Origin of the sequence: Rhodococcus sp. A14, from assembly GCF_011603105.1 — a bacterium.
In the GTDB taxonomy this organism is placed as follows: Bacteria; Actinomycetota; Actinomycetes; order Mycobacteriales; family Mycobacteriaceae; genus Rhodococcus_F; species Rhodococcus_F opacus.
This window is the reverse complement of sequence record NZ_JAAOQS010000077.1, coordinates 1-21,413: the sequence shown is the minus strand read 5'-3', so window position 1 is coordinate 21,413 and position 21,413 is coordinate 1. Positions and strand designations below refer to the sequence as shown.

Genomic DNA, 21,413 nt, shown 5'->3' with positions numbered 1-21,413 from the left:
CCGGTTCGGCGGTCGCGCTTGCCGATAGCGCAGGCAGAACGAGAGGTCTCCTCGGGCGCGGTCGCGCCGCCGGCCCAGATCCGGAAGACCCGCGCCGTCTGGGCCGCGAAGCTCTTCTCTCCACATCACCCGAGGGTTGTGATTCCCGGCACGTCAATGTCAGACTATTTCCCGAATGGTAATCATCTACTTCTGACGAACGGGCGGTGGTGTGGCACATGATGGCGCAGGAGGATCTCGCGAATGTGTTCGGGCGATACGTAACAAGAGCGACGTACCGGTCCCTCCCGGAGGAGGCGATCCGATCCGCGAAGTACAGCACGCTCGACACGCTTGGCGTGATCCTGGGCGCGAGCGGTCTCATGGACGTCATGCCGGGCATCGTCGAACTCACCAAGGATTGGGGCGGTAAGCCGGAAAGCACGCTGTTCGGCTTCGGCGGGAAGCTCCCCGCCGTCTCTGCCGCCTTCGTCAACGGCTCCATGGGCCATGGCCTCGATTACGACGATCACCTGCCCGAAGGTCACCATCCGAGCGTCACGGTGCTACCGGCGTTGCTCGCCGTGGCGGAACGCAAGGGTGGCGTGACGGGCGAGGACTTCATCACCGCCCTGGCGGTCGGCCAGGATCTCTTCGCACGGCTCCGCAAGAACGTCGCGTGGAAGCAGGACTGGTTCATGACCCCGGTCGTGGGGACGCTCGCCTCAGCGGCGGCATGCGCCAAGCTGCTCGGTCTGGACGCCAAGCAAGTGGCGGACGCGATCGGCATCGCCTGCACGCAGGCCGCCAGCACGATGCAGACCGCCTACGGCACCGGTGGCGACCTACGCGGGATGTACGGCGGATTCGCCGCGAAGGCCGCGGTGCTCTCGGCCCTGCTGGCCGAGAAGGGTGTCAAAGCCACATCGACCCCGCTGGAGGGTGACGCCGCCTTTCTTCCGGTCTACTTCGGTGAGTGGGACCGAGACGCGATGGTCGCCGACCTCGGCAACGATTTCCAAGGCGCGACCATCCTCTACAAGCTGTGGCCGAGCTGCGGTGTCACCCACGCCTACATCGACACCGCGCTCCGACTGATGGGCGGACCCGGCCGCACCGACGAGATCGAGAAGATCGAGGTCTTCGGCGGCGATTTCGCGAAACAGCTGAGCGAGCCGCCGGAGTTCCGCCGACGGCCCCCGACCTCGAACGACGCCAAGTTCAGCATCCCCTTCACGGTCTCGCTCGCCTTGCTGAAGGGAACGGTGGGAATTGGCGACTTCTCGCCGGAGCGCCGCGCGGATCCGCTCGTCTACGAAGTCGCGTCGAAGGTCGTGTTCGTGGACGATCCCAAGTACAACTGGGGCAAGGAGCTCCCCGCCGGGGCGGTTCGACTCGTCCTCAAGGACGGCCGCGAGCTCTACGGCGAGGCCAAGCACGACGAGACTCCCGGCGCTGCCCACAACCCCCTCGACTGGTCACAGCTGGTAACGAAGTTCGAGGACTGCGCCGGACACGCCGCCCGTCCCTTCGAGGACACCGAGATCAAACAGCTCGTTACCACCATCGACCAACTCGAGTCCGTCGCCGACATCGCGGTCCTCACTCGCCAGCTCGGCTGACCCCGGACGACACCCATGGACAAGCTGCTGACCTCACTGGTCGACTTCATCCAAGCGACCGACTTCGACACCCTCACGCCCGGCGGCGTCCGCGCCGTCGTACGCCACACGATCGATACCGTCGGATGCGGCGCCGGCGGCTTCGCCAGCGCGCCCGCCAGCATCGCCCGCGAGGTCGCCCGCGGTATCGGCGGCCCTCTCGTGGCGTCGGTCTATGGCGAGTCGGAGAAATGCCTCGTCGACCAGGTCGCCTTCACCAACGCCACAGCCGACCGCTACCTCGACTTCAACGACTTCGGGGTCTCGGGACACCCGAGCGACATGATCCCCGCACTGCTCGCGATGACCGAGTCGGTGGAGGGGACGGGCGCCGACGCCGTCACCGCGATTTACCTCGCCTACGAAATCGCGACCCGACTGGCCGAGGCGGTGCCACCCGATGGCGGATGGGATCAAGGGGTGTATTGCTCACTCGGCATCGCAGCCGGCCAGGCCAAGATCCTCCGGCTGCCGCGCGAGAAGATCGGACACGCCCTCGCCCTCGCCGTCGTCCCCAGCATCCCGTTGCGGGTGACCAGGTTCGGCGAGCTGTCGGAGTGGAAAGCCGCGGCCACCGGCCACGCCTCCATGACAGCGACATTCGCCGTCCGCCTGGCCGCAGCCGGGATGAGCGGGCCTTCCGAACCGTTCGAGGGCAAGGATGGGCTGCTCGAACGGGTATGGCCCACCTTCGATCTCACGCTGACACCAGCGGACCCGTCGGCCATCGAGCGAGCCAGCCTCAAACGGCATCCGGCCTGCTACTGGGGTCAGGTCCCCGTCGACTTGGTCATCGAGCTGCGCGACCGTGCCGTCCTCTCCGACATTGTTGCGATCGACGTGGCGACCTGCATGAACGCGTGGCGCTCGATCGGGGGCGGCCGGGGCGATGCCGCGGAGAAGTGGCGTCCACCGACCCGAGAAACCGCAGACCACAGCATGCCGTACCTGATGGCGGCCGCTTTCGTCGACGGTGAACTGTCGGATGAGGCATTCACGAGCGAGAGGCTGACCGATCCCCAACTTTTCTCGATCATCGACCGCATCAGCGTGATCGAACGTCCCGACCTGACGGATCGAGCGACCCGGGACAGTTGCCCGACCGAACTCACCCTGACGATGGCGGACGGTTCGATGTTGTCGGCGGCCGCCGATGTGCCTCGCGGTCATCCGGCGAACCCGATGAGCGATGGGGAGGTCCGCGCCAAGTTCGAGTCCCTGGCGCTGCGTGCCCTCGCTCCCGACCAGGCAGGTGTCCTCGGGTCGCTGCTGGCTCGGCTCCCCGAACTCGAGTCGCTCGACGCAGTGACGACCCTGTTCCGTGCGTTCGAACGCCGGTGACCCTTGACACCAACCTCACTGACGAGTCTAATGTCAGACATACAGCTAAATGTCAGTCAAATTCCTCCTTGTAAATGAAGGGCAACGGTGACGGAATCATGAAGCCGATCGCGTCCGTGGTGGGAATCGGGGCCCTGCCGGTCGGCAAGCACCTCGACAAGCTAGAGCACGAGATGATGGCCCAGGCGCTGGTCGCAGCGATCGCCGACGCAGGCCTGACCAAGAAGGACATCGATGCGCTGATCTTCTCCACTCCGCGCCCCTATGCGGACCAGCGGTACTTCGGCACGTTCATGGCCGGATACCTCGAGATGGCGGTGGGCGACATCCTGATGGAGGTCCTGGGCAACGGCCTGACCGGCTCCATCGCCTTCGACGTCGCGCTCGAGCGTGTCGCCTCGGGAAAGGCCAAGGTCGCTGTCGCGCTCGGGGTCAACAAGGAACTGCACGTCCCCACCGGTGAGCACATGACCTGGTCGATGCGGGCCGTCGGTGACGTGGACTTCCACGTTCCTTTCGGCGTCACCCCCATCGCCTGGTATGCGTTCAACGCGGTGCGCTACATGCACGAATACGGGCTCACGCGTGAGGAACTCGCGTCGATCCCGGTGAAGAATCGGTACCACGCCTCGATGAACCCGCTCGCGCAGATGCGCAAGCCGATCACCGTCGAGGACGTCGTCGCCGCCAGGGACATCGTCAAGCCGCTCGGCCTGCTGGACGTGCCCCCGCGGTCCGACGGTGCGGTGGCCATCGTGATCGCGCATCCAGATTTTGCCCGTTCCCTGGGCACACGCTACGTCGACGTCGTCTCGCGCGGCTTTCATCACGAGGGCATCCACCAGGTGTCGAGCCGACCGCGTCCGCTGACGTGGTTCGAGTCGGCGGAGATCGCATCGGGCAAGGCGTACGACGAGGCCGGCATCTCGGTGAACGACATCGACTTCGCCGAGGTCTACGCCCCCTGCTCCATCGTCGAGCTGATTCTGAGCGAGTCAATCGGACTGTTCCCCAAGGGCACCGGCGGCGCCGCCGCGGCCAGCGGGGCGACCACCATCGGCGGCCAGGTGCCGATCTCGCCATCCGGTGGCTGCGCCAGCCGCGGACACCCGCCGCACGTGACCCCGCTCTACAACGTCTACGAGGCGGTGCAGCAGTTGCGCGGAGAGGCAGGAGAGCGTCAGGTGGTTGGAGCCGGAATCGGCTCCGTCACCGGCGAACTCGGCGACTACAACGCCACGATGATGCACATCCTCGCTGGCCACGGCGCGTGAACGGAGAGAGACTGATGCCCATCCAAACGACGGGGACGACGCTGGCCTACCCGCCGCGAGTCACCCCTTTTACCGAACCGTTCTGGCAGGGTCTGAACGACGGAGTCCTTCGGACCACCAGGTGCCGCGCGTGCTCCCACATGACCTTCCCCCCCAAACCCATCTGCCCTGAGTGTTGGAAGTCCGAACTGGACTGGGTGGATTTGAGCGGCCGGGGCACCCTGTACAGCTACACCGAAGTCTCCGCGGCCCCTGCAACTTTCGCCGACGAGGCACCGTATGTCCTGTGTCTGGTCGATCTCGACGAGGGAGTGCGCTGCCTGAGCAGGATCCTCGCGCCGTGGGAGGCCCTGCGACCGGACCTGCGCGTGAAGATGAAGGTCCGGCAGACGAAACCGGTTCGGCTGTTCGACTTCGAGATCGACGAGTCGCAGGAGGACTTATGACCGAGACAACCGCCGACCTGGCGGAGCAGCTGGCCGAGCACGCCGTGCGCCAGAGCTACCCCAACCTGGATGCGGCCACGATCGAGGCCGCGCTCGAGGTCCTCTTCGACACACTGGCCTGTGCACTCGGTGGGCTGAACTCCCCCGGTGTTCCCCAGGCACGCACCGCACTGTCCGCCTGGGGCACCGGTAACGCCACCATCTGGGGCACCGCGGACACCGCGCCGGCGCCCTTCGCAGCCGTGGCCAACGGGGGTGCACTACACGCACTCGACTACGACGACACCGACGACGCGGTGCCGCTGCACGCTGCGAGCGTGGTCCTGCCGGCACTGCTCGCGGACCTGGAGGAAAATCGGCCCGACTGTGGCGGCCAGGAGTTCCTGACCGCGCTGGTCGTGGGCCTCGACGGCGCAATGCGGGTCGGCCGGGCCGGGGGCCCCAAGGGCAGTCGGGGCTGGAACTACAGTGTCGTCAGCGGCGGTATCGGAGCCGCGCTCGCGATTGCCCGTCTCCGCCGGTGGGACGTCGGTCAGGCAGTGAGCCTGCTCGGGCACCAGCTCGCTCAGACATCGGGCAGTCTGCAGTCGATCATCGACGGCACCCTCGCCAAGCGTTTCCAGCCCGCCGTCGTCGCCAAGGACGTCCTCTTCGGTGCAGCGCTGGCCGGTGCCGGTGTCGACGGTCCGCGCAACGTGTTCGACGGCCGCGCCGGTTTCATCAACCTCTACCAGGACGGCACGTTCGACCGCGACGTCCTGCTCGAGGGCGCCGAGAGTGCCGGTTATCTGACCGATCTCAGCCTCAAGCCCTACCCGGCGTGCCGCTTCACGCATGCTCCCATCGACCTGACGCTGCGGGTCCGCGAGTCCGGGATCACACCGGATGCCGTCGAGCACATTACGTTCGAGACGAGCGGCCAGGCGTTCAACATGGTGGGACGGACCTTCGATCCCGCTACGGCCAACATCGTGGACGCACAGTTCTGCATCGGCTACACGGCCAGTGTCGCACTACACCGCGGCGCGGTGCTCATCGGCGACTTCGCCGACGACGCACTGCGCGACCCGGTCGTCGGTGGGTTCGCCGCCGAACGAATCACCGTCCGGCCCACCGAGGACGTCGACTTCCTGGCCATGGCGCCGGTGACAGCGCAGGTCCGGCTCAAGGACGGCACCGAGCAGACCTTCGTCGGTAAGACCATCTCGGGAAGTCCTGATCACCGTCTGACCGTCGACCAGTTGAAAGCCAAAGCGGCCGACTGCTTCCAGCACGGCGGAGCGGCGGTGGCCGTCGACGAGCTGTGGGACACCGTCCAGGCACTGGCACAGGATGCTCCAGTCTCTGGGCTTCTCGAACTCCTCGCACGACCGTCGAAAGGACCGGCCACCCGATGAACGATCACACCCCTGTGCGTGAAGGTGTACTCGACGGCGTCAAGGTTGTTGAACTCTGCCACCTCATCGCCGGACCCTACTGCGGGATGCTGCTGGCCGATGAGGGTGCGGACGTGATCAAGGTCGAGCCGCCCCAGGGCGAACTCACCCGTAGTCGCGAGCCGATCCGCACCACCGATCAAGGCACCATGTCGGGGTACTTCGCCTCACTCAACCGGCGCAAACGCAGCATCACCCTCGACCTCAAGTCCGAATCCGGTTCCGCGCTCCTCGACCGGCTGCTGGCCGATGCGGACGTGTTCATCACGAACATGCGTGGCGGAGCCTTGGGGCGCCTCGGAATCCACCCGGCGGATCTGCAGGAGCGCTACCCCCAGCTGATCGTGGTGAGCATGAGTGGGTTCGGCCTGTTCGACGCCGGCCTCGACGCCAACCGCGCCGGCCTGGCGATGGTCGCCGAAGCACTGTCCGGCACCACCGGGCTCACCCGCGATCGTGAAGGGCGACCGACCTGGTGCGGGTTCGCGCTCGGCGACATCGTCACCGGCATGACCGCTCACTCCTCGGTGCTGCTCGGACTGCGTGAGCGCGAACAAACCGGCCGCGGGCGCATGATCGACCTGTCGCTGACCGAGTGCACGCTGCCACTGGCGACCGTGGCGCTCGCTCGCGTGCAGTCCAGCGATGCACACCTGTCGAAGGTCGCCGGAGCGAACGACTTCCACGGTGTCCCCTACGGGACGTTCGCAGCCGCGGACGGTTACTACAACATCGGAGTCAACCGGGACGACTTCTGGGCGCGATTGTGCGGGGCGATGGGGCAGCCCGAACTCGCCGACGACCCGCGTTACGCGACCTACGTCGAACGCGCCCTCCGGCAGCGTGAAGTCGAGGAGTTGCTCGAAGGGTGGAGTACCCAGCTGACCCGGGAACAGGTCGTCGACGCCCTGACCGAGGTGGACGTCCCCGTCGCGCCGGTCCTGACGATGAGCGAAGTGCTCGACAACCAACACTTCGCCGATCGAGGAACCTTCGTGGAGGTGGACGACGCCATCGGCGGCTCGCTGCGGCAGCCGGATGACCCGACGGGGTTCTCGGTGCCGACGCCGGCACGCGTGCCGCGTCTGGGTGAGCACCGCGACGCCATCCTCAACGAAATCGGTGTACACGAGTCCCAGATCGAGTCGCTGGCCGAGGGCGGGGCATTCGGTCCGACGCCCCACATCAACGCGACCGCATGAGCCAGCCCACGGGCTAGACAAGAAAGGTTCGAAAATCATCATGACTGTTGAGAACGCCACTGAAGCGACGACGGCGACCCTGGACGACGTGCTCCAGGCCGCCAAGGCGGTCACCTCCCGCTTCAACAACGACTACTACCGGGAGGTCGACGAAAAGGAGGCCTTCCCCGAGGAGTTCGCGAAGGCGGCGGAGACGGCCGGCCTGCACTCGGTGATGATCCCGGAAGAGTACGGCGGCTGGGGTCTGGGTGTGACCGAGGCGTCGGTCATCACCGAGGAGATCAACCGCTCCGGCGGTGCCGGTGCCGCCATCCACGCGGCGATGTTCGCGATGGGGATCGTGGTGAACCACGGCTCGGAGGAACTCAAGAAGAAGTGGCTCCCGCAGATCACCAGCGGTGACGTCCGGCTGACCACCTTCGCCCTGACCGAGCCGAACGCCGGCACCGATACCTCCAAGCTGGCCACGACAGCCCGTCTGGACGGCGACGAATGGGTGCTCAACGGCCAGAAGGTGTTCATTTCGCGCGCCGCCTACACCGACCTCATGGTGATCATGGCCCGCACGAGCCCGTCGCCCGACCCGAAGAAGCCCGGTCTCGGCATCTCCTGCTTCCTGATCGACATTCGCGACGTCGACCCCGCGCGGCTGGCGATGCGCAAGATTCCGCTGATGTTCAACCACCACACCTACGAATTGTTCATCGACAATCTCCGGGTGCCCGCAGATTCGCTGATCGGCGAGGAGGGTATCGGTTTCAAGTACCTCTTCGACGGGCTCAACGCGGAGCGTATCGTCATTGCCGCCGAGTGCGTCGGCGACGGCAAGTGGTTCATCGAGCGGGCCGTGAAGTACGCCAATGAGCGTGTGCTGTTCGGCAAGCCGATCGGTGCGAACCAGGCCATCCAGCACCCGATCGCCAACGGCTACGCCCATTTGGAGGCCGCCGATGCGATGCGCTGGAAGGCTGCCGCCGCCTACGACGCCGGCGCCGACAATGCCCCCGAACTCGCCAACATCGCCAAATACCTTGCTGCGGAGGCCTCGTGGGACCTGGCGCAGACGTGCATGCAGACCTACGGTGGCTACGGTCTTGCCAGGGAATACGACATCGAACGGAAGTTCCGCGACAACCGCGTCTTCCAGGTCGCCCCCGTCTCACCGAACATGGTCCTCAACTACCTCAGCCACAAGGTGCTGGGGATGCCGAAGTCCTACTGAGGAGCCGACATGGAAGGGCTCTATTTCGAGGACTACTACGAAGGCCAGCGGATCGAGACACCGCGGCGCACCGTCACCGACTACGACATCTCGGCCTTCGTGAATCTGTGCGGGTTTCTCACACCGACCTTCATCGACCTCGAGTACGTCAACCGGCCCGAGCACTACTCGGGCCGGATCGCCCCCGGCATGCTCACCCTGTCGTTCGCCGAGGGACTGATCCTCTCGGCGGGCGTCACCCGCGGCACCGGACTCGCGCTCCTCGAGCTCAATCCGACCTGGAAGGCGCCGGTGTACGCCGGCGACACCATCCAGACCCAGATCAATGTGGTCTCCAAGCGGCTGACGTCGCGCGGCGACCGTGGGGTCGTGAAGACGGAGAACGTCGTCGTGAACTCCAAGGGCGAAACGGTGGCGACCTACACGTCCGCCCGCATGATCAAGAGCAAGACATTCGGACCGAAGCTCGAGGAGGAAAGCTGATGGGCAACGCGACAAAGCCGGCGTACTACTTCGAGGATTTCGAGGTCGGCGACACCTTCACCACCCCCAGCCGCACCGTCGGTCTGGCGGAGGTCGCGACCTTCGCCGGCCTCTCCGGTGACTACAACCCGATTCACACGGACGCGGAGTTCGCCGCGAAGAGCCAGTTCGGCGAACGCATCGCGCACGGCGTATTGGGTATGAGCGTGCTGACCGGACTCGTCACGCGTCTCGGTGTCTTCGAGGCCGGCACCATCGCCCTGCTCGGTATCGAAGAATGGCGGTTCAAGGGACCGGTCTTCGACGGCGACACGATTCACGTCGAGGTCCTCATCGAGGACAAGAAGATCACCAGCGACGGCAAGCGGGGCGTGCTCCGGCGGCGGTACCAGTTGGTCAACCAGCGCGACGAGGTCGTGCAGGAGGGTGTCATGCCGCTGCTGGTCAAGTGCCGGCCCGAGTGACCGATTCGCCGATGACCGCTGGGCCTGACCTCGACGCCGAGCATTCGTGGGACTCGGCCTATGCCACGCCCGCTCGCACAGAGCGCGTTCGTGCCGGCGGCGCCGAGATCGTCGTGAGCTGCTGGGAAGGTCGAGACGATCAGAGTGGACCGGACGTCGTGCTCGTCCATGGTGGCGCGGCCCAGCGCCAGTGGTGGGACCACCTTGCCCCGTTCCTGCGCGGAGCGGGGCGGGTGGTCGCACTCGACCTGTCAGGGCACGGCGACAGCGAGCACCGGGAGCAGTACACACTCGATGCCTGGTCCAGTGAAGTCGTCGAGGTCGCGGAAATCTTCTGTGGTCCTACACCATTGCTCATCGGGCACAGTATGGGTGGCCTCGTAGCGGTGAATGCGGCCCAGCGGGAGCCGGACCGGTTCGCTGCTGTCCTGGCGCTCGACAGCCCCCTTCGACGTTCGGCCCCCGGTTACTCGGAGCGGCGCCAAAAAATCGCCTCCCGACCCGTGAGATCGTTCGCCTCGCACACCGAGGCGTTCAACGGCTACAAGACGTTTCCACCGGTAACCGACGCTCCTGCCGAGGTGATGACCCACATCTCCCGGGCCGCGTTTCGGCGCGCAGGTGACCGGTGGGCGCTGAAGTTCGATCCCCGCATTTATCTGCGCCCCCAGGTCCCCGACGACTTCGTGCTTACCGCGCAGATTCCCACCTGGTGGGTGCAGGCAGAGAACGGCTTCGTCGACGAGTCGATGGCACAGCGGATCCGCGAGTCCCTCGGTCCGGCCGGTTCCCTCATCCAGGTTCCCGGCGCAAGTCACCACCTGATCCTCGAACAACCCCTGTCAGCGGCGTGGATCATCAGTCTTTTCGTTCAGCACCTCGGGCGCACCACCGCATGACCGAGCCGCAGACTGTGGTCGGCACCCGCCCACCACGCCGGCGGACCTCTCGTTTGAGCAGTCCTTGGTTCCTCCGCCTGATGGTGGTGACGTTCGTCGCCCAGTTCATCAGCTCGGCAATCCGGCCGCTGATCACCTACGAGAGCCTGGCGGCGGGCGCAGGAGCCATGCAGGTCGGCTTCATCACTGCCGCCTTCGCGGTGTTGGCGCTCGTTGCGGCGATTCCGCTCGGCAAAGCCGTCGACCGACGGGGGGAGACCGGGTTTCTCGTTCTCGGTGGAATCCTCGTGTGCGCAACCCTTCTCTCCCTCCTCGCGCCGTCGAGCCTGCTCCTGCTCGGGGTGTGCAGTGCATTTCTCGGACTCGGCCACCTCGTCCTCGTCATCGCATCGCAGACGTTGATCGCCAAAGGAAGCCAGCCCGAACGGCGCGAGACCAGGTTCGCCACCCTGACGACCGTGAACGCGGTAGCCCAGATCGTCGCTCCCGCCATGACCGGACTCCTGGTCGGAGACGTGGCCAGCAGCCACGACGAGTTGGCCACCCACGTTCCGAACAGTCATCTCGTGGTCACCATCGCTGCCGGCATGGCCGTCATCGCGACGTTGTCGGCAATCAGCCTCAGGCGGTGGCCCGGAGCACTGGCGCGGCGCTCCGTTCCGGACGCCCCACGCGGACGAGGAAGCTTCGCGGCCGTGTTGCGTTTGCCTGCCGTGCCCGCGGCGATTCTGGCCAGCCTCACCGTGCTGACGTCGATCGACCTGCTAGGGGCTTACCTGCCGGTCTACGGACAGCAGCACGGGATCTCGGCCCGCACCGTCGGTCTGCTGCTCGCGACCGAGGGAGTCGCTGCCATCGTGGTGCGAATCTGGATGCTCCGGCTCATCACCCGCTTCTCACGCCGCCGCGTCCTGGTCGGCACCATGACACTGGCAGCGATCAGCCTTGCCGGCCTACCGTTCCTCAGCCTGCTCGACACACCCGAACCGGCACTTTTCGCGGTGATGGTGTTGGCGGGACTCGGACTGGGCATCGGACAGCCCGCAACGATGGCGTGGGTGGCGGCACAAACGCCTGTCCACCTCCGGGGCACGGCCGTGAGCATACGGCTCAGCGGCAACCGTCTCGGCCAAATCGTTGTGCCGATCTCCGTCGGCGCCCTCGCCGGCGGCCTCGGCCTGGCCGCAGCCTTCTGGTGCCCGGCGGTGCTTCTCCTCGTCTCGGCCGGGCTCATTCTGCGAACCCCGCGGGACCGACCGTCGATTGTCCGAACACGTCGCGCTTCGCGCCGATTACCCCATCTGAAGGCTAAGGAAGGTAAACTGTCAGACTAATACAGTACCGGTCCGGAAAGGACTCGTGGAGGGCATATGTCAAACAGTAGTATCGGTGTCGACGGCCACCAATCCCAGCCGCTGGTTCTGGGGCAAAAGGTACTGCGCCCTCGCCAACAAGTCGAGGACGCGCTGCGGAAGGCCGTCCTCGACGGCCAACTCAAAACGGGAGACCGGCTACCTCCGGAGACAGAGCTGGCCCGCCAGTTCAGCGTCAGTCGTCCCACCATCCGCGAAGCACTGTCGGCGCTCGAGACGCAGGGTTTGATCCGCAAGGTCCCCGGGGCGGGTGGAGGAAGTTTCGTCCAGGCCATCGATCACACCGCGTTCGGTCAGGTCGTGCAGGAGTCGATGCACAACCTCCTACGCTTGGGCAGTGTGAGCGTCAACGAGGTGGCGATGGTCCGCCAGCACCTCGAGGTGCCGGCAGCCATCCTCGCGGCGGAGCACCGGACCGATGCCGATCTCAAAGAGCTGCGCGCGATCTTGGCCGAGCAGAAGCGTCGAACGGTCGACGACCCGATGATCGCAGAGCTGGACGCACAGTTTCACGTTGCAATCGCGCGCATGTCTGGCAACCGGATTCTCGCTTCGTTGGTTTACGCACTGCACCGCGAGTCGGAGCCGGTGGGCCACCTGGACCTATCCCCCGAACTCGGCCGGGACACATTCGCACAGCACCAGCGCATCGCGAAGGCGATCGCCGACCAGGATCCCGAGGCCGCCGAGCACGCCATCACCGAACACCTCGGCTACCTGCGTGCCCACTTCCGCCAGCACAGTGATGACTACGAGAACGTGCCGGTCTGACACAAAGCAAACATTCCTTAATCGCACAGGGGCTGGTCTTCGGACCGGCCCCTGTGCGGGTTCTCGACCCGTGCGGTCCAGCCGTGCGGCCCTCGGCCGTGCGGTCCCGGCGGCGACCGCGTCCCGGGCGGCCCGAGCCCGGCGAATAGTGGTCTTACTCGGCACCATTGACGGACCTACACCCCGACTCGGCGGACGATGACCCACAATGCTGAAATTGACCTATCCGGCTATTGACTTACATTCACCGTAATGTAAGGCTAAAGCAGAGTGATGGGCGCCACGTTCGCCCACTCCAGATGTCCAACGTTGGCTACGCCGGACGGCGCGTTCAACGAGCACTACGAGTAGGGATCGAGAGATGCCGAACACAAGCACCGCTGTCACGCCCCATGTGGCGACGCACACGAGCAGACCCAAGATCGAGTTCCAGCGTTTAGGCAAGCGATTTCACCGCAAGAGTGAGCCTGTCACCGTGATGGAGGGGCTCGATCTCACCATCTACGAGGGCGAGTTCGTCTGCGTCGTCGGCCCGAGTGGTTGCGGAAAATCGACGCTGCTCAACATGTCCGCCGGCCTCATGCACCCGTCCGCCGGCAAGGTGCTGTACGACGGCGCCCCGGTAGCGGAGCCGAACACCAAAGTCGGCTACATCACGCAGAAGGACAACCTGATGCCGTGGCGCACGGTGACGGCCAACATCGCTCTGCCACTCCAGATCCGCGGGATGGACAAGAAGGCCACAGGCAAGCGGGTTGGCGAAATGATCGAGCTCGTCGGCCTCACCGGATTCGAGAAGGCCTACCCGGGTGAGCTGTCCGGCGGCATGCGCAAGCGCGTGACCCTCGCGCGGACCCTGGCCTACAAGCCCGAGGTCATTTTTGCCGACGAGCCGTTCGGTGCGCTAGACGCACAGCTGCGGGGGGTCATGCAGCAAGAACTGCTCCGCATCTGGGCCGCGTCGAAGAACACGGTCGTCTTCATCACCCACGACATCTCCGAAGCGGTTGCCCTGGGCGATCGGGTCGTCGTCCTGTCCGCGAGACCCTCGCGCGTCAAGGTTGAGGTACCGATCGATCTTCCGCGTCCGCGCGATCTGTCCAAGCTCCGCTTCGACCCACGATTCGGCGAGCTCAACGAATATCTGTGGTCCGTGCTGTCCGAGGATCTGAACGAAGGTGACGAGGTATGAAAAATGTCATGGATGCCGTCGACGCGGGGGCGACCAGCCTGACCGAGTCGCCGATGGCAATCGACAAGGCGCAGCGCGAGGAAACCGTGTGGCTCGACGAGCCCCGCTCCGGCAGCCGTCGCTGGCTGCACTTGGGCGCCGTCCAGCTAGGGCGACTCGGGATCGTGGTCGCGATCCTGGTGATCTGGCAGTTCGTCTCGGGTCGGTGGGTCGACGAGTTCTGGATTTCGAAACCATCCGCCATCTGGGAGGTGCTCTGGGGCTGGATCTCGTCGGGTGAGATTCTGGTGCACCTGCAGGCGACCATGACTGCAATGGCCCTCGGCCTGATCTTCGGATCCATCGGCGGAATCGCGCTCGGGTTCGTACTGGGCCGCGTCGAGTGGCTTGCTCAATTGCTCGACCCGATCGTGACAGCAATCTATTCGCTGCCGAAGGTCGCCCTGGCTCCACTGTTCATCCTCTGGTTCGGTGTCGACCTCACTTCCAAGGTCGTGCTGACCGCAGTCGTCTGCTTCTTCCTGGTCTTCTACAACACCTACGCCGGCGTGCGGGATGTCGACAAAGACCTCGTAGACGTCGTTCGAGTGATGGGCGGCAAGCGAAGCGATTTGCTCTTGAAGGTCGTACTCCCCAGCGCAGCGGCCTGGATCTACACCGGCCTACGGTTGGCCGTGCCCTATGCGTTGATTGGAGCCGTGGTCGGCGAGATCGTGGCCTCGAACAAGGGTTTGGGCTTCCTCCTCGCCCGCGCGGCGGGCACCTTCAACACGGCCGGCACCTTCGCTGCATTGTTCATCCTCATGCTGATCGGGACGCTGCTCAACTTCATGGTCGACTGGTCGGAAAGGATCACCGGCCGCCGGACGAGCTGAGCTGCATGGGGCCCGTTTCCAACAGCGGCTATCGCCCGACACACCTGGGCTGTGACGGTGGCTCCCCAGCGAGCCTCGCCCAGTCTGACCCATTGATTCGCATGCCCTGCTCCGCTTCAGGACTTGCGATCTCCACCGATGGCGTACTGCGCCCCGTATCGAAGGAAAGTCATGAACAGAAGCCGCGTGCGTAAGGTCACCGTCGCCGGCGCCGCATCAGTGATGTTGCTTGCCGGCTGCGCTGGCGGCGGCGGTGGTGGGCAGGCAGCCAATCCCGGTGCAGCCGCCGCCGGCACCTGTCAGGGTGCGGCGGTGAAGATCGCCAAGGCCTCACCGAGTTTCGTTTACCTGCCGTTCTATGTAGCAGAGGGGGCCGGTTACTTCGAGCAGGAGGGGCTCGTCCCCGAGTCCGTCGAGGTACACACCGGTTCGGGGATCGTCGCCGCTGCAGTCAGTGGCAGCGTCGACGTGGCCCTCGTGACAGCCGGCGAAGTTTTCGTAGCCAGTCATGAAGGGGCTCCGGTGCAGTCTTTCGCGCAGGTCACAAAACTCGGCACCAATGTGGTCATCAAGAAGGACATCCTGGACAAACTCGGTATCACTCAGGACAGTTCCGACGCGGAGCGGCTCGGCGCCCTAAAAGGTCTGCGCGTCGGAGTCACCGGCTCAGGCAGCGGTAGCGACCAAGTAGTGCGCTACCTCGCCGCGGCGGGAGGCCTGAATCCCGACAATGACATGGAAGTCATTGCCACGGGAAGCAGCGCCAGCAGTGTTTCCGGTTTCACCAGCGACCGTTTCGACGCGATCGCCATCTCCTCGCCGCAATCGGACATCGCGATCCAGCAGGGTGAGGGCGCCTACCTGTACAACCTCGCCAACGGCGACTACAAGCCGCTCGCGAACAACCTCTACATCACCGCAATGGCCTCGGAACGGACCATCGCGCAGAAAGCCGACGTGCTCGAATGCTTCACGACCGCCCTCGCCCGCGCGCAGAGGGACATCCATGAGAACCCCGACGCGGCCGCGAAGATCGCCCAACCCCTGATGGGTGACATCGACCCAACAATCTACGCACCGGCGTTCGAGTCGAACATCCCTTCGTGGCCATCAACCCCGGTGATCGACGAGAACGCAGCGAAGGCAGCGCTGGAGTTCCAGAACGACGTCATGGGCAGCGACCTCAGCGAGGACGTGCTCAACGACGCCATCGACACCGACATCGCCACCACAGCGACGACTCCGTAGCCGTGGGCTCCAAACCGCAGGGCGGACCTTATCGGCGCGAACTACAGCAAGAATCGTTCAAGTCTCGCGAGGAAGAGATTCCTCATCGAGGACCGGAACAGGAAGTCGCGATCCTCCGAAAGAGTCAGGTGAGCTGCGCGTAGGACGCGCACCCGAAAGCAGATTCTGGCCATAGCGACGATGGCCACGGACGGATACCTCGAGCTGGCCTGCCTGCCTCGAGGTATCCGCACCTGCTTCAGATGCCGTACACCCTAAGCGCAACACGCTGTGTGACATGACGATTGACGCTTCGCGTGCCCTCCGCGGGCGAGTCCATGCCGAGCGCACCTTCCGCTCGGACTGTCTTTCAGGCACCGCCAGAAGCTGACGCACTCATCGCCCGCGCAGGTATCCCGGACGCGACCGAGCGCTGCCATGACCGCATTCACAACCTCGGCCCACCTTCGCTCCGGCAGCCGCCCTCCCTTGACCGCCGCTGTCCGCCCGTCATCTGGACGCCAGTGCCCTCAAATCGGCGCGCCAGGATGATCACGAAAGTGTTTGCGTGCAAGTAATCCAACTCCTCGAACATCTGCTGACATCACGCAAAGAAGGCACTATCCGGGGCCTGCCGTGGTGATGCGCTCAACAATTTTCGGCCTCACTGACGCCACCCTTTCGGGTGGTGTTCAACCGCTGAACATTGGCAGGGCGGACTACCCCCGCCGCGCCAAAGTGAACGAGGAAATCGGCAGCTGCGCACGCCCGACCAACTCACGAGGGCGGCCATGATCAGATTCACGCCGCCATCGACGGCGCTCGGGTAGCGAGCAGCCAGATTGCCTGTCGGGCGTCCTGCGGTGACGACCAGCGCGGAGTGCGCCAGGAGCCCACCATTGTGCGGCTCGAACCGGAGAAGCGCGGAGTATCTCTCGCCCTTGAGATCAACACGGCACGAGGTCCCCCGCACAGCAAGCCGATGGGGCACCGGTTTACGAAGCAGCGATATCCTCAAGAGCACATCTCCTCAGGACGGTGGGCCGTCTAGCTCTCCGGTTCTGGGGTAGAGAGCAAGGTAGCTCATGAGTGACGACGACCCTTCCCGAACATATCGCGACGTGCTTCCATTCATTGTGGACGAGCTGATCGCCGCTGGATTCGACGACGTCCACGAGGTCGGACGCGGTGGATTCGGAGTCGTCTACCGGTGCACCCAGCCCGCCCTGGACCGGACCGTGGCAGTGAAGGTTCTCACCACCGATATGGACAACGACAATCGGGCGCGGTTCCTCCGAGAGCAGCGGGCGATGGGCCGGCTGACAGGACACCCGAACATCATGAGCGTTCTCGAGGTCGGCGCCACCGACAGCGGGCGACCGTACCTGGTGATGCCCTACCACCCGCAGGACTCGCTCGACACCCGGATCCGTCGGCACGGTCCGCTCACAGTGGAGGAAGTGCTGCGACTGGGGGTGAAGACGGCCGGCGGGCTCGAGACCGCACACCGAGCCGGCATCGTGCACCGAGACGTCAAGCCGGCCAACATCCTGCTCTCCGACTACGGCGAACCAATCCTGGCCGATTTCGGCATCGCGCACATCGCCGATGCCTTCAAGACGAGCACTGGCACCGTCACCGGCTCCCCCGCCTTCACTGCGCCGGAAGTTCTCAGTGGGGATTCCCCGACCGCCGCCTCGGATGTCTACGGACTTGGCGCCACCCTGTTCACGACCCTCACCGGGCACGCAGCATTCGAGCGGCACAGCGGCGAGCAGGTGATAGCCCAGTTCCTGCGGATCACCACCCAGCCGGTGCCGGACCTGCGTACGCTCGGGTTCGCCGACGAGGTGAGCGCCGCTATCGAACAGGCAATGTCCCGCACTGTAGCGGACCGGCCGTCCGCGGCGTCGTTCGGCGAAAGACTGCAGCAAATCCAGGCACACCATGGGTTCGAGATCGACGCAATGACAGTGCGTGCCGAACCCGGCACTCAACAGGGCAGTAACGACCAGCGTCGGCCGGTATCCATTACCACCGGTCCCCGAACTGACCGCCCACCGTCGGCGGCCAAGCACCCGGTTTCAGGCCGGAAGGACAACCTTCCGCTGGACCTGACCAGTTTCGTCGGCCGCAGAGCCGAGTTGACCGAGGGAAAGAGACTTCTAACAGTGTCGCGGCTGGTGACCCTCACCGGCACCGGCGGGGTGGGTAAGACCCGCCTCGCTCTCCACGTGGCGGACAAGGTGCGGCGCACCTTCCCCGACGGGGTATGGCTGGTGGAACTCGGCGACCTGCAGAACGGACAATGGCTCACGCATGTGGTTGCCACCGCACTCGGCGTGCACCACGAAGCAACCGATCCACTGCAGTTCCTTGTGGAGTATCTCTCCACGCGGGAGTTGCTGCTGGTACTCGACAACTGCGAACAAGTGATCGATGCGGCAGCGGAGATGAGCGTTGCGTTGCTGCGGTCGTGTCCGGGTCTGCGGATCCTCGCCACCAGCCGTGAACCTCTCGGCATCGGAGGAGAGGCCATGCTGAGAGTGCCCCCATTGACGGTCCCGGATCCGAATCACAACCCGCCACTGCGGGGTCAACCACACTATGAGGCACTCACCCTGTTCGCCGAACGGGCAGCTGGCGCCGTCCCCGGCTTCGAACTCACCGAGGACAACCACGTCACCGCCGCTCGAATCTGCTATCGCCTGGATGGATTGCCCCTTGCGATCGAGTTGGCGGCCGCACGGCTGCGGGCGATGACCCTCGACCAAATTCTGCAAGGCCTTACCGACCGGTATGCACTACTCACCCGCGGCAGTCGAGGAGCACCCACCCGCCAGCAAACTCTGCGGTGGAGCATCGACTGGAGCCACGATCTGTGTACCCCGGGCGAACAACAATTGTGGGCCAGCCTGTCGGTCTTCGCGGGCACCTTCGAGCTCGACGCCGCATCGCTCGTGACTGCGCGCGGTGGAGAGGGTGAACTGCTCGACGAGGTTACCTCGCTCGTGGACAAGTCGATTCTGATCCGTGAAGAGTCGGGCACGAGGGTCCGCTTCCGCATGCTCGAGACACTGCGCGACTACGGGCGAACAAAGCTGCAGCAGGCCGGACAACTTCAGGTCTTGCGACGCCGGCACCGGGACTGGTGTCGACAGATGGCGCTCGATGCGGAGAACGAATGGATCAGTCCGCGCCAACTCGATTGGCTCGCACGTCTCGACCGGGAGCACCCGAATCTGCGAGAGGCGCTCGAGTTCAGCCTGTCGACCCCGGACGGCGCCCAGGCGGGGTTGGAGATGGCCACCGCGCTCTTCCCGTTCTGGTTCTCCCGAGGTCTACTTACAGAAGGCCGACATTGGCTCGAGCGCGCACTGACCTGCGACGGCGACCAACCTACTGCTGCGCTGCGTATCAAGGGGCTCTACGCAGCCGGTATCCTCGCGACGAGACAGAAAGACCTGCAGCGGGCAATTGCACTGCTCGACGAAGGCCGGGCGATCGCCGACAGCCTGGGAACAACACGAGATCGTGCCCTCATACAACGCGCCGACGGGTACCTGGCGCTTCACCGCGGCAATCCAGAAGACGCAGTCACCTTTCTGTCCGAGGCAATGCGCGAATTTCGCCGCGACGATGACCTCATGCTGCAGATCATGACGTTGCATGGGCTCGGGCTGGCACACCAAATACTCGGGCAACCGAAACAGGCCATCGACTGTCTTGAAGAGGCGATTCGAATTGCACAAACGCACGGTGAATCTGCGTCGCGGGGCCGTTCCTCGTGGACCCTCGGACTCGTCGTGTGGCGGGAGGGCGACCGCGACCGTGCAGTGATGCTGCTACGGGAGGGGCTCAAGCTAGCACGACGGTCTGATGACCCCACCGGGGCCACCTGGTGCCTTGAAGTACTCGCCTGGATCGCGGCCAGCGAGAACCATTTCCACCGTGCTGCCGTTCTCATGGCAGCTGCCGCGGCGTTGCGGCGACAAGTGGGGACCTCCGTCGTCCAGATCCCGAACTTGACCGGCTCTCACGACGAATGCGAGCACGTTACGCGTCAGGGACTGGGTTCTCGGGCCTTCTCCGCAGCTACCCGGGAAGGTGACGCGATGAGCTTCGAATCCGCCATCTCGTTTGCCCTGGAGGAATCATCGGCTGCACCGGCACGCGTCGTCGCTCCGCCAGTGCTGACTAAGCGTGAGCAGCAGGTCGCCGATCTCGTCGCACGAGGCCTGACAAACAGGGAGATCGCCGCACAACTCGTAATCTCACCGCGCACTGCCCAAGGCCATGTGGAACACGTCCTGGCGAAACTGGGATTCACGTCTCGAGCACAAATTGCGGCCTGGGTGGTCGAACAAGCTCAAGAACACCCGAATTGACAGTCCGTGCATTCATAGCGGACAAATCGGGCATCGACCCTGTAGGTTCTCGCCCGACTTGTCATTTGGCGACAGAGTTGGCCTGCGGTTTCTCAACACGATGTTAGTGCGGGGAATCTCACCATCTCCTCAGCATCCGCGAGAGCATGCCCGACCGGGAGAGATCTCGCGGATGCCCTGAGCTGGGCGAATGCGGAGATTAGGTCTGGGCTCCTCCCACGAAAATTAGGTGACCACCGCGGGTGAGGACAGGGGTCGGATTTTCCGTCTCGACGGAGGGGCCAGCGAAGCGCCCCTGAATTGCTGACACGGAACTCGAGAATCTACACCGACCGCGAGAACCTACAACAACGGACTCCGGGCCCCCTCCGGGGCATCGCTCCGTGTCACTCATGGTTCGTGAGCACTAGGCCGCGATAATTTCAGTTATACGCAGTTATCCCCCGAAACTGCGTCGTCAGCGCGTTTTTGCTCTGCAACGTGTCGGTACGGCCAGTTACCTTGCGCCGGCGACCCTCGAACAGGTGATCGTCCTCCGGCGTAATAGCCGATCTCGACAACCTGGCCGGCGCGCCCTCGCAGATCGGAGAACGTGGCATCTCAGATCGCCGCGACGGTGCAGCGGTCCCGCGGACTAACGTCGCGCCTATTCCATCCCCAAAGTCCGCGCCTGGACCCGCGACCGCGGCGTCGACGCCCGCACCCGCGGATGCTGCGCTTCTACATCTGTGCGGAGTTGTCAGCGAGTCGCACCGACCTACTCCCGGCACGTACTGCCCGCGCACATACTTGCCCGCGCGGGTCGGTGAAGCTGCCCCTACGCTCCCCTGTCGCTTCACCCCCGAGGGTGTTTCAGTGGTGCCTTTTCAAGGTGGTTCGGCCCTGCGGCGTCGCAGTCACCGGATCAGGTGATGCCGGTACCATCACGGCCGTGATGCGGATGATGATACGAACCAGGACCGGCGTTCATGGCTGACCTGCACGAGGCGCAGCCGGGTGCTGAGGCCCCGCCAGAGACGACGCTTGCCGAGTTGATCGCCCGCAGCGGAGATCTGAAGAGTGAGTTGGTGGACTTCGTCCAGCACGCCCGTTTCGACCGGCAGTTGACTGCTCTGCTCCGGGACGCGGCCGGCACCGGCCCGCTCGACGAGGCCGTCCTCGTCCGCACCATCGATCACTT

The 21,413-nt window shown here is 64.8% G+C and carries 16 protein-coding genes and 1 pseudogene; all 17 read left to right on the top strand.

Annotated features, from left to right (window positions below; translation table 11 throughout):
* Nucleotides 1-218: 218 nt before the first annotated feature.
* Entirely contained in the window at nt 219-1,601 is a 1,383-nt protein-coding gene (locus G9373_RS31185) for an MmgE/PrpD family protein (RefSeq protein ID WP_143548803.1), read from the top strand.
* Nucleotides 1,602-1,616: 15 nt separating this feature from the next.
* Nucleotides 1,617-2,981: an MmgE/PrpD family protein gene (locus tag G9373_RS31180; RefSeq protein WP_167118613.1), complete on the top strand. Its 1,365-nt coding sequence runs from the start codon at nt 1,617-1,619 to the stop codon at nt 2,979-2,981.
* 98 nt (nt 2,982-3,079) lie between these two features.
* Nucleotides 3,080-4,255, top strand: coding sequence for a thiolase family protein (locus tag G9373_RS31175; protein ID WP_206032809.1), 1,176 nt, complete (start codon nt 3,080-3,082; stop codon nt 4,253-4,255).
* A 197-nt stretch (nt 4,256-4,452) separates the two neighbouring features.
* A complete protein-coding gene (locus G9373_RS46880) occupies nt 4,453-4,701 on the top strand; it encodes an OB-fold domain-containing protein (RefSeq protein WP_346842870.1) in 249 nt (82 codons plus the stop codon).
* Nucleotides 4,698-6,098, top strand: coding sequence for an MmgE/PrpD family protein (locus G9373_RS31165; RefSeq protein ID WP_167118610.1), 1,401 nt, complete (start codon nt 4,698-4,700; stop codon nt 6,096-6,098). The genes G9373_RS46880 and G9373_RS31165 overlap by 4 nt, the downstream gene beginning before the upstream one ends.
* Nucleotides 6,095-7,339 carry a CoA transferase gene (locus G9373_RS31160; protein WP_095870671.1) on the top strand — a complete coding sequence of 415 codons (1,245 nt, stop codon included), beginning with the start codon at nt 6,095-6,097 and terminating at the stop codon, nt 7,337-7,339. Before G9373_RS31165 ends, G9373_RS31160 begins: the two co-directional genes overlap by 4 nt.
* Before the next feature lie 40 nt (nt 7,340-7,379).
* A complete protein-coding gene (locus G9373_RS31155; protein WP_095870672.1) occupies nt 7,380-8,561 on the top strand; it encodes an acyl-CoA dehydrogenase family protein in 1,182 nt (393 codons plus the stop codon).
* Between the two features lie 9 nt (nt 8,562-8,570).
* Entirely contained in the window at nt 8,571-9,044 is a 474-nt protein-coding gene (locus G9373_RS31150) for a MaoC/PaaZ C-terminal domain-containing protein (RefSeq protein ID WP_095870673.1), read from the top strand.
* Nucleotides 9,044-9,508 carry a MaoC/PaaZ C-terminal domain-containing protein gene (locus G9373_RS31145; protein WP_095870674.1) on the top strand — a complete coding sequence of 155 codons (465 nt, stop codon included), beginning with the start codon at nt 9,044-9,046 and terminating at the stop codon, nt 9,506-9,508. Before G9373_RS31150 ends, G9373_RS31145 begins: the two co-directional genes overlap by 1 nt.
* 11 nt (nt 9,509-9,519) lie before the next feature.
* Nucleotides 9,520-10,407, top strand: coding sequence for an alpha/beta hydrolase (locus G9373_RS31140; RefSeq protein WP_167118607.1), 888 nt, complete (start codon nt 9,520-9,522; stop codon nt 10,405-10,407).
* A 53-nt stretch (nt 10,408-10,460) separates the two neighbouring features.
* Entirely contained in the window at nt 10,461-11,741 is a 1,281-nt protein-coding gene (locus G9373_RS31135) for an MFS transporter (RefSeq protein WP_167118604.1), read from the top strand.
* 36 nt (nt 11,742-11,777) lie between these two features.
* The gene (locus G9373_RS31130) at nt 11,778-12,551 is read left to right on the top strand and encodes a FadR/GntR family transcriptional regulator (RefSeq protein ID WP_095870677.1); all 774 of its coding nucleotides are present in this window, start codon (nt 11,778-11,780) and stop codon (nt 12,549-12,551) included.
* Nucleotides 12,552-12,912: 361 nt separating this feature from the next.
* Nucleotides 12,913-13,743, top strand: coding sequence for an ABC transporter ATP-binding protein (locus tag G9373_RS31125; RefSeq protein WP_095870678.1), 831 nt, complete (start codon nt 12,913-12,915; stop codon nt 13,741-13,743).
* Nucleotides 13,740-14,618, top strand: a complete 879-nt coding sequence (locus tag G9373_RS31120; RefSeq protein ID WP_095870679.1) for an ABC transporter permease — start codon at nt 13,740-13,742, stop codon at nt 14,616-14,618. Before G9373_RS31125 ends, G9373_RS31120 begins: the two co-directional genes overlap by 4 nt.
* A 138-nt stretch (nt 14,619-14,756) precedes the next feature.
* Nucleotides 14,757-15,866: an ABC transporter substrate-binding protein gene (locus G9373_RS31115; protein WP_095870680.1), complete on the top strand. Its 1,110-nt coding sequence runs from the start codon at nt 14,757-14,759 to the stop codon at nt 15,864-15,866.
* Nucleotides 15,867-16,930: 1,064 nt separating this feature from the next.
* On the top strand, nt 16,931-20,233 hold the full coding sequence (locus tag G9373_RS31110) for a protein kinase (RefSeq protein ID WP_167118601.1): 3,303 nt from the start codon (nt 16,931-16,933) through the stop codon (nt 20,231-20,233).
* Nucleotides 20,234-21,201: 968 nt separating this feature from the next.
* A pseudogene (locus G9373_RS31105) lies at nt 21,202-21,413 on the top strand (hypothetical protein); the annotation flags it as partial.

Excerpts from the sequence above, each read along its gene's own strand:
- G9373_RS31130 (WP_095870677.1), top strand. The coding sequence starts at position 11,778 with ATGTCAAACAGTAGTATCGGTGTCGACGGCCACCAATCCCAGCCGCTG.
- G9373_RS31140 (WP_167118607.1), top strand. The coding sequence starts at position 9,520 with ATGACCGCTGGGCCTGACCTCGACGCCGAGCATTCGTGGGACTCGGCC.
- G9373_RS31175 (WP_206032809.1), top strand. The coding sequence starts at position 3,080 with ATGAAGCCGATCGCGTCCGTGGTGGGAATCGGGGCCCTGCCGGTCGGC.
- G9373_RS31145 (WP_095870674.1), top strand. The coding sequence starts at position 9,044 with ATGGGCAACGCGACAAAGCCGGCGTACTACTTCGAGGATTTCGAGGTC.
- G9373_RS31160 (WP_095870671.1), top strand. The coding sequence starts at position 6,095 with ATGAACGATCACACCCCTGTGCGTGAAGGTGTACTCGACGGCGTCAAG.
- G9373_RS31155 (WP_095870672.1), top strand. The coding sequence starts at position 7,380 with ATGACTGTTGAGAACGCCACTGAAGCGACGACGGCGACCCTGGACGAC.
- G9373_RS31125 (WP_095870678.1), top strand. The coding sequence starts at position 12,913 with ATGCCGAACACAAGCACCGCTGTCACGCCCCATGTGGCGACGCACACG.
- G9373_RS31185 (WP_143548803.1), top strand. The coding sequence starts at position 219 with ATGATGGCGCAGGAGGATCTCGCGAATGTGTTCGGGCGATACGTAACA.
- G9373_RS31165 (WP_167118610.1), top strand. The coding sequence starts at position 4,698 with ATGACCGAGACAACCGCCGACCTGGCGGAGCAGCTGGCCGAGCACGCC.
- G9373_RS31110 (WP_167118601.1), top strand. The coding sequence starts at position 16,931 with ATGAGTGACGACGACCCTTCCCGAACATATCGCGACGTGCTTCCATTC.
- G9373_RS31115 (WP_095870680.1), top strand. The coding sequence starts at position 14,757 with ATGGCGTACTGCGCCCCGTATCGAAGGAAAGTCATGAACAGAAGCCGC.
- G9373_RS31120 (WP_095870679.1), top strand. The coding sequence starts at position 13,740 with ATGAAAAATGTCATGGATGCCGTCGACGCGGGGGCGACCAGCCTGACC.
- G9373_RS31150 (WP_095870673.1), top strand. The coding sequence starts at position 8,571 with ATGGAAGGGCTCTATTTCGAGGACTACTACGAAGGCCAGCGGATCGAG.
- G9373_RS31180 (WP_167118613.1), top strand. The coding sequence starts at position 1,617 with ATGGACAAGCTGCTGACCTCACTGGTCGACTTCATCCAAGCGACCGAC.